Origin of the sequence: Pedobacter vanadiisoli (genome assembly GCF_042684385.1) — a bacterium.
Lineage (GTDB): Bacteria > Bacteroidota > Bacteroidia > Sphingobacteriales > Sphingobacteriaceae > Pedobacter > Pedobacter vanadiisoli.
This window is the reverse complement of the sequence record NZ_JBHULL010000005.1, coordinates 135693-151606: the sequence shown is the minus strand read 5'-3', so window position 1 is coordinate 151606 and position 15914 is coordinate 135693. Positions and strand designations below refer to the sequence as shown.

Genomic DNA, 15914 nt, shown 5'->3' with positions numbered 1-15914 from the left:
TTAGTGTGTTTTTACTTGTTGGTTACGTTTTGCTAAAACTGCTTTGTACTCTTTAGGGAATACTTTTACAAAATGAGCTGATTGTGTTATCCAATCACTTAAGATAAATTCAGCTACTTTACTGTCTGTTAAGCGAATATGGGCTTTAAGTAAAGCCAAAATACGCTCTTCATCTTCAGCTTGTAACGGATCTAAATCAACCATTTCCTTGTTGCATTTACGTGCAAAAGTTCCATTTGCATCGTAAACCCAGGCTACTCCACCACTCATACCAGCCGCAAAGTTGCTTCCGGTATCACCAAGAATTAACACCTCGCCACCGGTCATGTATTCGCAACCATGATCGCCAACTCCTTCAACTACGGCAGTTGCACCAGAGTTACGCACCGCAAAACGTTCGCCAGCTTTACCACGTGCAAATAACTCGCCCGAAGTAGCACCATAAAGTGCAACGTTACCGATAATGATATTTTGTTCAGGTACAAATGTTGAATTTGCAAACGGGTAAACGGCTAATCTTGCCCCCGACAATCCTTTACCTACGTAATCGTTTGCCTCACCTTCAAGTGATAAAGTGACCCCACGGGTACTGAATGCACCAAAGCTTTGTCCGGCAGAACCTACAAATTTAAAATTGATCGTATCTGGAGGTAAGCCTGCACTTAAATGCACTTTCGAAATTTCGTTAGATAGCATAGTACCTAATGAACGGTCGGTATTTTTAATTTCGAAGCTTGCAAAAACCGGTTCGTTATTAGCGATAGCGGGTTGTGCCGCTTCAATTAGTTTATGATCTAAAACGTTGTCCAATCCATGATCTTGCTCTTCAGTATTGAATAAAGGCAAGCCATTCTCTTCTGCTTTAAATAGGATTGGTGATAAATCAAGGTGTTTTAATTTCCAGTCGGTTGCCGGCAACTCACGTACTTTTAATACATCAGCCTGGCCAATCATTTCGTTAATGGTTCTGAAACCTAGTTCGGCCATAATTTCACGCAGCTCTTCTGCAAGAAAATAAAACAGGTTTACGACATGATCCGCATCACCGGTAAATAATTTTCTTAATTCAGGATCTTGTGTAGCCACACCAACCGGACAAGTATTTAAATGGCACTTACGCATCATGATACAGCCTGAAGTTACCAGGGCAGCAGTAGCAACCCCCCATTCTTCGGCACCCAATAATGCTGCAATAGCAATATCTCTACCTGTTTTTAACTGGCCATCTGTTTGTAATACAATACGGTTACGCAGCTTGTTTTTTACCAAAGTCTGGTGTGCTTCTGCCAAGCCCAGCTCCCAAGGTAAGCCGGCATGTTGGATTGAGGTTAAAGGAGATGCCCCTGTTCCACCATCAAAACCAGATATCAGGATCACGTCGGCATGTGCTTTGGCAACACCCGCTGCAATGGTACCCACACCAGCTTTTGAAACCAATTTTACATTGATCCTGGCAGCACGGTTAGCATTTTTTAAATCAAAAATCAGCTGGGCCAAATCTTCGATCGAATAAATATCATGGTGTGGCGGAGGTGAAATCAAACCAACCCCCGGCGTAGAGTGACGAACTTTTGCAATCCAGTCGTCCACTTTGTGTCCCGGTAATTGACCACCTTCCCCTGGTTTAGCACCTTGAGCCATTTTAATCTGTAACTCATCAGCATTGGTTAAATAATAACTTGTTACACCAAAACGTGCGGAAGCCACTTGTTTAATAGCCGAACGCATGCTGTCGCCATTTGGCAATTTAGTATAACGCATTTCATCTTCACCACCTTCTCCGGTATTGCTCTTTCCGCCGATACGGTTCATGGCAATTGCCAAAGTAGAGTGTGCTTCATGAGAAATGGAACCGAAAGACATGGCTCCTGTTGCAAATCTTTTTAAGATTTCAGCTACAGGCTCTACCTCATTTAAAGGTACCGATGGGCGGTTATAGTTAAATTCGAACAATCCACGGATGGTGTAAGCCTGTTGTGTTTGCTCATTAACCAGTTTAGAGTATTGTTTGAAAATATTGTAATCGTTTTTACGTGTTGCATTTTGCAACAAGTGAATGGTTTGCGGATTAAACAAATGGGCTTCACCTTTGCGACGGAATTTATAAGTTCCTCCTGCTGGCAACAGGTTTTCTGTCTCTGTTAGCGGACCAAAACTGCGGTGATGTTTAATTAACGTTTCTTTCGCAATTTCATCCAGTCCTAAACCTCCAATACGCGAAACCGCACCAGTGAAATAAGTATTAACCACTTGTTTGTTTAAACCCAAAATCTCAAAAATTTGTGCACCCTGGTATGATTGCAGGGTTGAGATGCCCATTTTAGAGAAAATTTTAAGCAAACCACTGTTTACTGCGTAGATATAATTTTTAGTAAGCTGTTCTGTTGATAAACCAGATTCTTCTTTAAATTCATTAATGGTCTCTAAAGCCAGGTAAGGGTTAATTGCGGTAACACCAAAGCCCAATAAAGTGGCAAAATGGTGTACTTCCCAAATGTCACCGGCCTCGATCACTATACCCACTGCGCCACGGTAACCTTTACGGATGAGGTGATGGTGTACAGCAGAAACGGCCAATAAAGAAGGCATTGCAGCGTGTTCAGAATCAATGGCCCTGTCACTTAATACAATTACCTGGAAACCATCCTCAACTGCATCAACTGCATAGCGGCATAAACGGTCTAAGGCTTTCGCCATCGCCCCTGGCTTGCCATCAGCCCTGAAATAAGTTTGCAGGGTTTTAGCCTGGAAAACACCAGTATCGATACTTCTCAGTTTCTCTAATTCCTGGTTGGTTAAAATAGGATGTTTAATGGCAACACAATGTGCCTGGCGTGGGTTTTCATCTAACAAGTTACCATTGCTACCCATAAAACTGGCCAAACTCATTACCACTTTCTCACGGATGGGATCGATAGGTGGGTTGGTAACCTGGGCAAAAAGCTGTTTAAAGTACGAAGATAAATGTTGCGGACGTTGTGATAAGATCGCCAGTGGCGTATCAGTACCCATAGAACCAATCGGTTCCTTACCCTCAAGGGCCATTGGTTTAAGTAAAAGCTCTACGTCTTCCCTGCTGTAACCAAAAACCTGCTGATATTTAAAAATAGATTCGGAAGATAAACCGGTAAACATCAAACGTGGCTCAGGCAATTCTTCTAAACGAATCTGATATTGGTTAATCCAGTCGGCATAAGGACTGCCACTACAAACCTGGTTTTTAATTTCTTCATCGCTGATGATCCGGCCCTGTTCCATATCTACTACGAACATTTTGCCAGGGGTTAAACGGCCTTTTTCAATAATCGTACTTTGATCAATGGCCAAGGCACCAGCCTCAGAACCCATAATTACACGGTCATCGGAGGTGATGGCATAACGCGAAGGGCGTAGACCATTACGATCCAGAGTAGCACCAATTAATTTACCGTCAGTAAAGGCAATCGCAGCTGGCCCATCCCATGGTTCCATCAATGTAGCGTGGAATTCGTAGAAGGCTCTTTTAACCGGATCCATATCATCGTTACCATCCCATGCTTCTGGCACCAACATCATTAAAACATGTGGTAAGGTTCTGCCTGCATGAAACAATAATTCGATCACATTATCCAAACAGCCTGAATCTGAGTTGGTTTCGTCAATAACAGGCAATAACATATCCAGCTCTTCAGGGGTAAAATGTGAAGAAGCCAATGATTTAACACCTGCCCTGAACCAGTTTAAATTTCCCTGTAGGGTATTGATCTCGCCATTATGGGCAATGAAGCGGAATGGCTGGGCTAACCTCCATGAAGGGAAAGTGTTGGTTGCAAAACGTGAGTGAACCAAACCTAAGGCAGAAACCATGCGCTTATCGGTAAGGTCAGTAAAATATGTACGTACCTGTAATGAGGTAAGCTGACCTTTATATATAATGGTTTGCGCAGAAAGCGAAACAATATAAAAATCTTTACCACCGTGAACGGTGTTTACGATCAGTTTAATCAGGTAGTTCTTAAAAATATAAAGCTTACGCTCGAAATCTGCACCCGGTGCTATTGCATAAGGGCGGGCAATAAATACCTGCTCAATTTCCGGCTCAACAGAAAGGGCCATATTGCCAATATCTGTTGTGTCAACATCAACTTTTCTAAAGCCTAAAATTTCAAGGCCTAGTTTTTCGGCGGCACGATAAATCAATTCTCTACACTCTTCTCTGGATCTGATATCCTTTGGCATAAACAGCATACCTACACCATAATTATTGGTTTCTGGTAAGCTGAAGCCAGCTTTTAAACATTCATCATAAAAAAATTCGTGGGGAATCTGAATCATAATACCAGCGCCATCGCCTGTATTTGGTTCTGCTCCACAAGCCCCTCTATGATCTAGATTCTCTAAAATAGTAAGTGCATCAGAGATGATTTGATGCGATTTTCGCCCTTTCACATGTGCAACGAACCCAATACCGCAGGCATCGTGTTCAAATTGCGCATCGTACAATCCACTGTTTGGTTCCATTCTTTGCTCGTTAGTTGTTAGTGTATAGGAAACACTAAGATATGGAAAACATATCTGAAATTACAGAGTTGACACGATTTTTAGAAAAATTTTAGTCCTTAAGTAATTTAAAGTGTTTAGATTAAAAAAATGACAAATATTAGCTATAATATTTGTCAAATTCATAATAGCTATATTTTGCAATAAATGCCCTTTTTATGCTAAAATCAGATCTAAATCAGTTGAAGAATTGTTTTATTTATGAATGCATTTTTAAACAAATATGGCATTCAAAAACTTTACCTCATTAAAGTAGTCGAAAAAATACACATTTTGATTTTATTAATTTACTAATCAGTCAGATAGCAACAATCTTCAAAAAATTAAAGAAATGGGTTTTGCAAAACAACTTCTTTTTCTACCTTTGTGCCCGGGCAAGTCTTTTACGACCAGCTCCCTTTGAACTCCCCCAGGGTGGGAACGCAGCAAGGGTAGAAGGTTGTAGCGGTGCGATAGAAGGTGCTTGCCCTTTTTTACCCCCTTAATCCCCTGAAGGGGGGATACTAAATTCTTCAGGGGTTCCAACAGCAGAACCTAATAATCATTTTAAGAATTTATAAACATGAAATTTTTTATTGACACAGCAAATCTTGATCAAATCAGAGAAGCGCAAGATCTTGGCATTTTAGATGGTGTAACCACCAACCCTAGCTTAATGGCTAAAGAAGGTATTACCGGCGATGAAAATGTAATTAACCATTATAAAGCAATCTGCGATATTGTTGATGATAACGTAAGTGCAGAAGTAATTTCGACCACTTTTGACGAAATTGTAAAAGAAGGTGAAGCTTTAGCCGCTTTAAACCCTAAAATTGTGGTTAAAGTTCCGATGATTAAAGATGGTGTTAAAGCCATTAAATATTTCTCATCAAAAGGCATTAAAACCAATTGTACCTTAATTTTCTCGGCAGGTCAGGCTTTATTGGCCGCGAAAGCCGGAGCAACCTATGTTTCTCCGTTCTTGGGTCGTTTAGATGATATTTCAAGCGATGGCTTGGTACTGATCGAAGATATCAGGACTATTTTTGACAACTATGGTTACGAAACACAAATCCTGGCAGCATCAATCCGCGGACCATTACACATTGTAAACTGCGCTAAATTAGGTGCAGATGTAATTACAGCTCCTTTGGCCGCAATTGTAGGTTTATTGAAACACCCATTAACTGATACCGGTTTGGCTACTTTCTTAGCTGATCACGCTAAAGCAGCAGGTAAGTAATTTTGGAGTTTTGAGCTTGGGGTTTTGAGTTCCAGGCGCATAAAAAAGTCCTGAGTTAAATAATAACTCAGGACTTTTTGTTTAATAAATATTTTACACGAATAAGATGAATCTGAATCTCGCTGGTTGAGGACTTTGCTTACTCTAAACTCCCAACCCTGAACTCCAAACTAAACTAAAGATTCTCTTTTTAATACCTCTTTAACCTTCTCATAATCAATCTGCTCATCAGGTTCAATCAGGATACCCTTCACTCCTGCCCCGTTTGCAGCTTCAACATCGCGGGGTTTATCACCTATCATAACAGACTGTACCGGGTCAATATCGTACATATCGATGGCATCAAGGATCATTCCCGAAGCTGGTTTTCTGCATTTGCATTCGCCGCCAACAGTTGGGTGATGCGGACAATAATAAAACCCTGCAATATCTGCTCCTTTGGCCACAAAAGCATTTCTTAACATCTGGTGCATAATAGCCAGTTCCTGTTCTGTATAACGTTTCAGTGCAATGCCGCCCTGGTTAGTGATGACGATTAACAAATACCCTTCGTCGAAGAATTTTTTGAGTACAGGAATCTGATAATCTAATATTTTAAAATCTTCAACCCGGCAGATATAATCATAGATTTCGTGGTTAAGTACGCCGTCGCGGTCGAGAAAAATAGCTTTATTCATTATTGAGATATGAGTATTGTGACACTAAGAATCAAGATTAAGTCATTGTTATAATTTCGCCAAAATAACTGAAAATTAAGGACAAAAGAAAGCCCAATCTGATTAAAGACCGGGCTTAACTTACAAAATTTATTTGGTTCGTTTATTTGAGCTTTAGTCCTACTTTATGGCCTTTTATTGCAAAAAACAAAATATAAAGGTAGCATGGCAATACCGTTAGCAGATAGGCCAATTGGAAATTGATGTGTAATTTTTCATTTAAAAAAGCATACAATAACGGCATTATAGCTCCTCCTGCAATGCCCATAACCATAATGGCTGAACCAATTTTGGTGAATTTCCCTAAATGACTAATGCCAAGCGGGAATATAGCTGGCCACATTAATGAGTTTGCCAAACCAAGCAAGGCTACAAAAATTACCGCAAACCAAGTGGATATGGCAAAAGATAAAATGGCGAAAATGATACCTAAAATAGCACAAACTCGCAACGCCTTTTGCTGAGAGATGTATTTTGGAATGGTAATAATACCTACTATATAACCTATTAACATACTAAAAAGTGTAATCGACGTTAATTTTCCACTGATTTCAGGACTGATTCCCAATTCACGACCGTAAATTCCGATAATATCACCAGCCATCACTTCTGCTCCCACATAAACAAAAATACATAATGAACCTAAAAACAAGTGCGGAAACTGGAAAACACTGTTGTGTTTGATCACTTCGCCCTTGGTTTCGTCAACCACATCCTCTTCAACCTCTACTTCTGGTAAATCGGTAAATTTAATCACCACGGCAAAAACACAAAAAACAATAGCCAACACGATATATGGTATATTAACACGACCCAAAACCTCATTTAGCAATTGTTCGTGTGCAACGCCGGTTGCGGCCTGGATCTGCTTTTCAACCTCCGATGCATTTTTTAAGAACAAACTCCCCATAATTATAGGCACTATCATTCCTGCAAATTTATTGCAGATACCTGCCATACTGATTCGTTTTGCAGCACTTTCTATCGGACCAATAATGGTTAAATAAGGGTTAGAAGCAGTTTGAAGCAAAGATAAGGCAGCACCCTGTACAAAAATACCGGTTAAAAATAGACCAAAAGTACGCGTTTGGGCTGCTGGTATAAAGATCAGCGAACCTAATCCTAATATCACAAGGCCTAAAACAATTCCGTTTTTAAAGCCAACTTTTTTAAGTATCCAGGATGATGGCAGTGCTAAAAAGAAATAAGCCATATACGAGGCAAAAGTTACAAAGAATGCCTGTAAGTTTGACAATCCGAAAGATAATTTAAAGAAAGGAATTAATGTTCCGTTTGCCCAGGTTACAAAGCCAAAAATAAAAAATAAGGCGCAAATAATAATAAGTGGCTTTGGCCCTTGCGTATGACCTGATTTTGTTGTTTGTTGCATAAAGTTTTTGGTTCGGTTAATTGTTTTGGCCAAACTAAACAATATTATTTAATAAAAATAAATCAAACGTTTGTGTAATTTTAAATTTAACAAAAAAAGCTTTAGTTAGTGCTTACGCACCTAAATCCTGTGTGTTCAAGGCCAGTATCAACAGAAGTTTTCATACGAGAAGTTACGCGGTAGCCTTTACAGTAGGAGGCGTTACACATAAAAGAACCACCCCTTACCACACGCTTCGGTACAGTCGGCTCCATCGGATCGTAACTATCAGCCGGTCCCTTTGGGTTATTGGCAATTCCTGAAAGTGTAGCATAATAATCTGGGCGATACCAATCGCTGCACCACTCCCAAACATTACCGGCCATATCATAAAGGCCATAGCCATTGGCTTTAAAGCTTTTTACGGCTGCAGGGCCCTTGAAACCATCCCAATCTGTATTTTTTATGGGGAAATTGCCCTGCCAGGTATTGGCTTTAGGTTTACCTTTTTCTATATCTTCATTGCCCCAAGGGTATTTTTCATTTTTTAAACCACCACGTGCAGCAAATTCCCACTCGGCCTCGGTTGGTAAGCGTTTGCCAGACCATTTGCAGTAAGCCATGGCATCATCCCAAGATATATGTACTACCGGAAAATTTTCCTTTCCTTTAATATCACTGTTAGGACCATGAGGGTGCCTCCAATTCGCACCTTTAACCCAACGCCACCACTGTGATGCGTCATTTAAAGAGGTAATACTCTTCGGTTGATAAAAGACCAATGAGGCGGCAACAAAAACACTGTCAGGTGGTTTAGGTGTGCCTGCCGGAAGCTGTTTTTTCATTTCTTCCCAATCTGGCTTGCGCTCAGCAGTGGTCTGATACCCGGTAGCATCAACAAATTTTTTAAAACTGGCATTGGTTACTTCGGTAACATCCATCCAGAAAGAAGCTACTTTAACCTGATGTTGTGGATATTCATCTTCCCTACCCTCTTTATCACCGGCCCCCATAGCAAATTCTCCCGCCGGAATTAAAACCATACCTTCATGGCTAAGCGCTTTACTGGCGAAACCAGAAGTATCTCTTACTGCGCCAAAACGGCTGGGCATATTCTTTTCGCATGATGCCAGCGAATCTTGCTGGTACCTTGCCTCTTCTTTAGTTTTTTTGGATTGGCAGGATAACAGGGAAAGGGTAAACAAAAAAAGTAAGGCAAGAAGTGATCTACGCATGGGTGGACTTAAATTTATAGCGATAAAAGTATCAAATCTATTTAAAAAAGAGAAGGCAGATAATTAATTCGCCTATAAATCAATATACTAAGGCGTTCCATGATTTTTTATTTGCATGAAACAGTCTTTAACTCTATATTTGCACCACTTTAAAGGAAACGGACAACGTTTTAAATAAAGTAGATTCCGTAGCTCAGCTGGTAGAGCATTACACTTTTAATGTAGTGGTCCTGGGTTCGAATCCCAGCGGGATCACAGAGAAGCCTCACAGAAATGTGGGGCTTTTGTGTTTTATAAGATCAAAATATCCGTTTAATTTGCAATAGATTCTTCCTTAGCATTTGAATTTATAAATGATAAAAATTATGATTAAAATAGTTTATAAATTAAATCGGAAATTTAATTTATAAAAAACTTAACGATCTCTCAAGGAAGGATTACATCTTTTTACTTCGTATTGTTGTTTTTTTTGTGCAAGAACGAACCATGCGATGGCGGCCTTTTGCAACAGGGGAAATATCCAAAAAATGCCTATAAACTAGCGGATATGGCTTATGATGTTATTTCTTTATTGGATGCATTGAAAGTCGAAAAAGTACATATATTAGGTCGTTCTTTAGGTGGAGTAGTTGCACAAATCATCGTATCAGATTTTCAGAACGAATAAAGAGTGCCAACCCAAACCTACCTTTGGCCTGTAACAAAAATGCCCTTGTTACGTCAAAAAAGAATTAACCCGAAGCAAAATATTCTCATCATGTCCAAGAACAGCCTTTTATTTTTTATCTTGTTTCTATCAATAGGCACCGTCACAAAAGCCCAGCATTCTTTTCAGCCAAAAGACCCTGCTTTACAGCAGACTATCTTCAAGCAGGACAGCCTGCTTTTTGACGCCTTCAACAGGCAGGATATCAAAGCACTGGGCACTTTCTTTTCACAGGAATTGGAGTTCTACAACGATGGTGGCGGAAAAACAGATCTCAAAACAACCATGGAAAACTTCAAGGGCCTTTTTGCACGCAACAAAATCTCTAACCTACGCCGGGAACTTGAAAAAGCCAGTCTGGAAGTCTATCCCATTCCAGGGTACGGCGCAATTGCCCTTGGTAATCACCGTTTCCTGCACACCGAAAACGGAAAGCAGGAAATAGGCAAGCAAAAATTCATCATCACCTGGAAATTAGACAATAACCAGTGGCTGGCAACACGGATCGTTAGCCTGGGACACTAAACCAAACCGCTAATTAATGAAAGTAAAACTACATACCTATAAAATTTCTCTCTTTACGTTACTTATTTTTTGCCAGCTATCGACTTTAGGCCAAGCTAAAAACCAGAAAACGGTAAACAACGATAAACCTTTTGTACTTGGTGTGATTGACGAGATCCAATCAAAAGCACTGGCAGAGAAAAGAATCCTGAATATCTATCTTCCAGAAGGTTATAAACAAAATGATACGACGAGATATCCGGTAATTTACTTGCTTGATGGTTCTGCTGATGAAGATTTTATCCATATTGCAGGGCTTGTACAGTTTAATAGTTTTGAATGGGTAAATCAGGTTCCAAAATCGATTGTGGTAGGTATTGCAACAGTTGATCGCAGAAGGGACTTTACATTTCCTACCACTATTGAAGCGGATAAGAAGAAATTTCCTACCACAGGTCATTCCGATCGGTTTATGGCTTTTTTAGGTAATGAACTGCAACCTTACATTGAAAAAAAATATAAAACAACAACCAGTAAAACCATCATCGGACAATCGTTAGGTGGATTATTGATTACCGAAATTTTGTTTAAAAAACCCACCTTATTTAATAAATATGTAATTGTTAGCCCCAGTTTATGGTGGGATAATGGCGCTTTGTTAAATCAGGATTCGAAAATCAGTGAAAGGAGTTTTAATCAACAGACTAAGGTTTACATCGCAGTTGGTAAAGAAGGGTTAACGCCAACTGAAATCCCCCGGGTAATGGAGGTAGATGCAAATCTACTGGCCGAAAAGATAAAAGGTTTTAATAATCAAAACGTAAAAGTGTATTTCGATTATTTACCACAGGAAAATCATGCAACTATCCTTCATCAGGCAGTTTCCAATTCGTTTAAGTTTTTGTATCCCGTAGAATTAAAAGAATAATTATTAATCTGTTTTCAATTCCAGATGTATATCTTCAGGTTCTTGGGTAAATAGTTCCTGATCTAATTCCTTTACCGGCAATGCTCCCCTTTTTAAATAAAAATCGACTGTATTTTTCGTGGGGGTGGCAGAAATATACAATTTGTCGGCACCAAAGTTTTTTGCGGCCTGTTTACATGCATCTACGAGCTGGCTGGCCACTCCTTTTCCCTGGTAACGTTTACTTACGTAGAGGATATCCATTTTACAATAGTTTAGCAACAAACCTCTTTTTTTATTTTCAACTGAAGCAATTGCAATCATTTTTTCTGCATCAAAAGCACTAAAAACCTGCCCGCCGTTTTCTATTAATTTGATTTGGCGGTTAATAATTGCTTTCAATTCATTATGCTCAAAGCCCAAAACGCTTTCACGATGCGAGACAAGGTTCAACTGGTTGTTGCGAAACAGGTAAATTCCGAAAATCTCTTCTGAGCGGTCGATTTCCCTCATGCGCTCTACTTCGTGTTTTTCCAGATTTCTAATAAATACCATCGATTTATGTAAGTAGATTTGTTTACTCAATTTATAAATATTTTCTATATTTTTTTATTTAAGATAAGCCAGGTATTAATGGTATAATTTTGTACAGAATTAGTGCATAATTGTACAGAAAAGAAGGCCAGCTTCTACTCTACTTTTGTATTGCTCATAAACATGCTTTATCAGCAACACACAATGAAAAACACTAAATTTATAATATTCATGCTATTTTTTACGGCATGGAACTTATGTGTAATGGCACAAGGTAGTAATAGTATAAGCGGAAGACTTCGTGATGCAAAAACGAACGAAATTATACCATTTGCAACCGCTTCTTTATCTATTGACGGTACAAATGCACTGATTAAAATATCGGAAACAGATTCGGCTGGTAATTTCAACATTACAGGTATTCCTAATGGTATTTACCGACTTAAGGCAGAATATATTGGTTATAAAACGCTTATCAAAGATAGTATTAAAGTATCAGCAGAAAGTAATCAGGTAAATCTGGGTGAACTTAAAATGATTGCATCCAAGCAGAATATACTCAAAGAAATTACTGTAAATGCAACAAAAAACAATGATCGAGTCGGTCTTAATAAAAAGAAATTTTCGGTAGAGCAAAGCCTCATCAGTAAGGGAGGTACAGCTACCGATTTATTACAGAATATTCCTACAATTAGTATTGATGGTAGCGGGAACCTGAGTTTGCGTGGTTCTTCAAAATTAAATGTATTGATTGATGGCAAGCCTTCGTTAATCGGAGGTGGCGATATTACGCAGGTTCTACAGTCTATTCCAGCCGCATCAATTGAAAGTATAGAGTTGGTAACCAATCCCTCCGCTAAATATGAAGCCCAGGGCGATACAGGTTTTATCAATATTATTTTAAAAAAGAACCAGAAATTAGGGTTTAATGGTTCAGCAAATGCTTCAACAGGCACAAGAAATAATTATACAGGTGGATTAAGCTTGAGTTTTGAGAACAGCAAAGTAAATGTTTACACGAATTATGATTTTCAGCACAGTAATATATTTAGCAACGGGCATCAGCACCTACAGTTTTTAAATCCAACAACAGATGTGGTATTCTCTAATGAAACCTTTCCATCTGCCACCATAGCCAATACCCACAACATAAAAGCCGGAATCGATTATTACATCACGCCCAAGAGTTTGTTAAATTTCTCTGGTGGATACAACCTCAACAGCAATAATAAAAATGAATGGCTTGAAATAACACAGTTGAATGCAGCCAGCTCTCCCCTGCAGTTAATCAATAATGCCAATAAAACAAAAGGGAACGGCAGAACGTATAACCTGAACCTTGATTTTGTAAAAACATTTAACAGACCAAAAGAAGAGCTTACTTTTAGTATCGGTTATGCGCATGGTAATGGAAATACCGATCAGCATTTTTTTTCGGATATTTATAATCTACATGATCAGGCAACAACCCTGGCTACGAGTACCGTTCATCCTGTTAACAACAATCGTAACAGTTATTATAATGTGCAGATAGATTACACATTGCCGGTTAGTAAGGGAACTTTAGATGCTGGCTACCGGAGCCAATGGAGGCTGGATGAACGAAACCAGGTAGTTTACCGATTGGATGACAATGCATTGAGTTATAGCAAATATTATCCTTACAGCGCATATTTTAAGGGGCTTAATCAAATTCATGCATTTTATATCAATTATCAGAATCAAATAAAAGACTTTAGTTATTTAGTTGGCCTAAGAACTGAATATGCCAATCTGGATGGATATGTAAATGGATACAATTTTTCGGGCGATCCATTATATACTCCCGTGAAAGTACTTAATATAAGGTTATACCCCAGTATAACACTTACAGAGAAAATTGAAGCAAACAGCCAGTTACAGTTAAGTTACGCGCGCAGGGTTACACGGCCTACACCACGTAATTATAGCCCCATACCCGATATTTCAGATCCCGTAAATTATGATGTGGGCAATCCTAATATTTTACCCGAAGATATACATGCTTTCGAGTTTGGCTACCGTAAAAGCTGGAACAGGGTAAATCTAAGCTCGAGCATATATTACCGCAAAACAAACGATTATATTGCACATGTAGAAAGTACACCTGTAAATGGAGTAATTACCACAACTTCTACCAACATAGCAAATGCTTATACCGAAGGATTTGAAATAATTAGCCGCTTTAATGTGGTAAAAGGCTGGGATTTTCTTGTTAATGCCAATCTCTACAATAACCACACCGATGCGGCGCCTCAATTTAATATAGCAAAGAGCAGTGGTTTAAGCTGGAATGCCAATATCACCAACAATTTTGCTGTAGTTAAAAATATTTCTTTACAATTACGGGGAAGTTACCAGGCACCTTTTAAAACTGCTCAAGACAGAAATTACGGCAGTTTTACATTAGATGCAGGTAGCAAAATCAATCTCTTTCACAATAAAGTATCATTATCCATAAGTGGCAGGGATATTTTGGCAACAAGGAAATGGAGCTTTTTAAGGGATGGCAACGGGGTTTTGCTTGATTTTGAAAGAAAAACAACCGGTGCAAGGGGAAATATTAGTTTTGCATATAATTTTGGAAAAGAGATCTTCCAGAAAAAGAAAATTGAGCATAGTGCCGAAAAGCAGGAGAATTAAGAGCATATTCCTGATCCTCATCATTTTTATTTTATCGTTATCTTTAATATATGGCAAGAGAACATTTATACAGGCTTTTCGAAATTAGTTTTAAAAAATTCGATATTTTTCCTAAAGCGGTATACAAAAATAATTTTTTTAAACTGGTTTACATTATTGAAGGTACCGGGGTTCATACCATGAACGGGCACAGTTTTAACTACCGGCCCGGCAATATGTTTTTAAGCACTCCTGCAGATCAGTATACTTTTAGTACCCATTCTTCTACTACTTTCTTTTTCCTTCACTTTAATGATATATATATCAAGCCAAAGATGGATAAGGATAACGACTGGGTGCAGCGGATGGAACAGATTCTTCAAAATGCCAGCCATAGGCCAGGCTGTATTTTAAAAAATGGCGTAGATAAACCTTTGGTTGCGGCAATGATTGATTGCATCAGAAAAGAAATGGACTATGAACAGATTTATCACAATAAAATTATTCAGCAGATTGTAAATACACTGTTGCTCATTATTGCCAGGAACATAGCCTTAAAATTGCCAAAAAAAGTAAAAGAAAATACCGGCGAGCCTGTACTTGATATTCTTCATTACATCCAGGAAAATATATGCAGTCAGGAAAACCTAAGGGTGGAAAAAATAAGTGATAACCTTAAAATTTCAGCGAATTATTTAGGCCGTTACTTTAAAAAACAGACGGGCGAAACCTTACAACAGTATATTTCTAACTATAAAGTAAGATTGATAGAGAACAGGTTGTTAAGCAGCGATATGCGAATCAATGAAATAGCATATGAGTTAAATTTTACCGATGAAAGCCATTTAAACCGGGCATTTAAAAAACTCAGAGGGATTAGTCCTACTGCTTATAGAAAGAAATTTGCTTCTTAAAATACCGCGTTTACCTTAAATGTACCGAGTAAGTGAAGAATAGTACAGAAATGTACCGGTTCTACACTATATTTTCGAAAACATAAATTTCAAATTAAACACCATTAACATGAGAAAATTAAAAATTGCAACCATAACCCTTCTGATTATATCAGGAATTTGTGGAGAGGTATCTGCACAAAACAAAAAGCCAAGGGTAAGCCTCCCCGACACCGTAAAATCAGTGATTGGAAAAGCCAATATTACCATCGCATATAGCAGGCCATCAGTAAAAGAAAGAAAAATATGGGGAAGCCTTGTTCCATTTGATTCTGTATGGCGTGCAGGTGCCAATGAGGCTACAACTTTTGAAACAGATAGAGATATAAAAGTTCAGGGGAAAAATCTTCCTGCCGGTAAATATGCTTTCTTTATTATCCCAAAGGAAAATCAGGATTGGATTGCCATATTCAATAAAGAACCTAAGCAATGGGGAGCATTTAAATATAATATAAAGCAGGATCAGCTGCGCGTTCCTGTAAAACCAATTAAAAATAAAGAAAAGGAAAATTTACTGACGTATCAGATTACAAATAAGGGTTTTTTATTAAAATGGGAAAATATTGTGTTACCAATTGTAATGAAGTAG

General features: G+C 38.6%; 12 protein-coding genes, 1 tRNA gene and 1 other RNA gene. 9 read left to right on the top strand and 5 right to left on the bottom strand.

Features of this window, described 5'->3' with window-relative positions:
* On the bottom strand, positions 1-4500 hold the full coding sequence (gene gltB / locus ACFSR6_RS04525; protein WP_379075536.1) for a glutamate synthase large subunit: 4500 nt from the start codon (positions 4498-4500) through the stop codon (positions 1-3).
* Between the two features lie 411 nt (positions 4501-4911).
* On the opposite strand from gltB, the gene ffs reads away from it, so the two are divergent.
* An RNA gene (ffs, locus tag ACFSR6_RS04520) (signal recognition particle sRNA small type) lies at positions 4912-5011 on the top strand.
* Between the two features lie 90 nt (positions 5012-5101).
* Positions 5102-5761, top strand: coding sequence for a fructose-6-phosphate aldolase (fsa, locus tag ACFSR6_RS04515; protein WP_183760583.1), 660 nt, complete (start codon positions 5102-5104; stop codon positions 5759-5761).
* 170 nt (positions 5762-5931) lie between these two features.
* On the opposite strand, the gene ACFSR6_RS04510 is transcribed toward fsa, so the two are convergent.
* The 3 genes from ACFSR6_RS04510 to ACFSR6_RS04500 all read right to left on the bottom strand — a co-directional run bounded on the left by ACFSR6_RS04510 (position 5932) and on the right by ACFSR6_RS04500 (position 9081).
* On the bottom strand, positions 5932-6438 hold the full coding sequence (locus ACFSR6_RS04510; protein ID WP_379075533.1) for a D-glycero-alpha-D-manno-heptose-1,7-bisphosphate 7-phosphatase: 507 nt from the start codon (positions 6436-6438) through the stop codon (positions 5932-5934).
* A 142-nt stretch (positions 6439-6580) separates the two neighbouring features.
* Positions 6581-7867: a sugar MFS transporter gene (locus ACFSR6_RS04505; protein WP_379075530.1), complete on the bottom strand. Its 1287-nt coding sequence runs from the start codon at positions 7865-7867 to the stop codon at positions 6581-6583.
* A 101-nt stretch (positions 7868-7968) separates the two neighbouring features.
* The gene (locus ACFSR6_RS04500) at positions 7969-9081 is read right to left on the bottom strand and encodes a formylglycine-generating enzyme family protein (protein ID WP_379075527.1); all 1113 of its coding nucleotides are present in this window, start codon (positions 9079-9081) and stop codon (positions 7969-7971) included.
* Positions 9082-9263: 182 nt separating this feature from the next.
* Here ACFSR6_RS04500 and ACFSR6_RS04495 point away from each other — a divergent pair.
* The 4 genes from ACFSR6_RS04495 to ACFSR6_RS04480 all read left to right on the top strand — a co-directional run bounded on the left by ACFSR6_RS04495 (position 9264) and on the right by ACFSR6_RS04480 (position 11219).
* A tRNA-Lys gene (locus ACFSR6_RS04495) sits at positions 9264-9336 on the top strand.
* A 214-nt stretch (positions 9337-9550) separates the two neighbouring features.
* Entirely contained in the window at positions 9551-9748 is a 198-nt protein-coding gene (locus ACFSR6_RS04490) for an alpha/beta fold hydrolase (protein ID WP_379075524.1), read from the top strand.
* A 90-nt stretch (positions 9749-9838) separates the two neighbouring features.
* On the top strand, positions 9839-10312 hold the full coding sequence (locus ACFSR6_RS04485) for a nuclear transport factor 2 family protein (protein ID WP_379075522.1): 474 nt from the start codon (positions 9839-9841) through the stop codon (positions 10310-10312).
* A gap of 16 nt (positions 10313-10328) precedes the next feature.
* A complete protein-coding gene (locus ACFSR6_RS04480) occupies positions 10329-11219 on the top strand; it encodes an alpha/beta hydrolase (protein WP_379075519.1) in 891 nt (296 codons plus the stop codon).
* A 3-nt stretch (positions 11220-11222) separates the two neighbouring features.
* On the opposite strand, the gene ACFSR6_RS04475 is transcribed toward ACFSR6_RS04480, so the two are convergent.
* A complete protein-coding gene (locus ACFSR6_RS04475; RefSeq protein ID WP_379075516.1) occupies positions 11223-11753 on the bottom strand; it encodes a GNAT family N-acetyltransferase in 531 nt (176 codons plus the stop codon).
* A 210-nt stretch (positions 11754-11963) separates the two neighbouring features.
* On the opposite strand from ACFSR6_RS04475, the gene ACFSR6_RS04470 reads away from it, so the two are divergent.
* The 3 genes from ACFSR6_RS04470 to ACFSR6_RS04460 all read left to right on the top strand — a co-directional run bounded on the left by ACFSR6_RS04470 (position 11964) and on the right by ACFSR6_RS04460 (position 15914).
* A complete protein-coding gene (locus tag ACFSR6_RS04470) occupies positions 11964-14393 on the top strand; it encodes a TonB-dependent receptor domain-containing protein (protein WP_379075514.1) in 2430 nt (809 codons plus the stop codon).
* A gap of 50 nt (positions 14394-14443) precedes the next feature.
* Positions 14444-15286 carry an AraC family transcriptional regulator gene (locus ACFSR6_RS04465; protein ID WP_379075511.1) on the top strand — a complete coding sequence of 281 codons (843 nt, stop codon included), beginning with the start codon at positions 14444-14446 and terminating at the stop codon, positions 15284-15286.
* A gap of 109 nt (positions 15287-15395) precedes the next feature.
* Complete coding sequence (locus ACFSR6_RS04460; RefSeq protein ID WP_379075508.1) at positions 15396-15914, top strand: DUF2911 domain-containing protein; 519 nt, start codon at positions 15396-15398, stop codon at positions 15912-15914.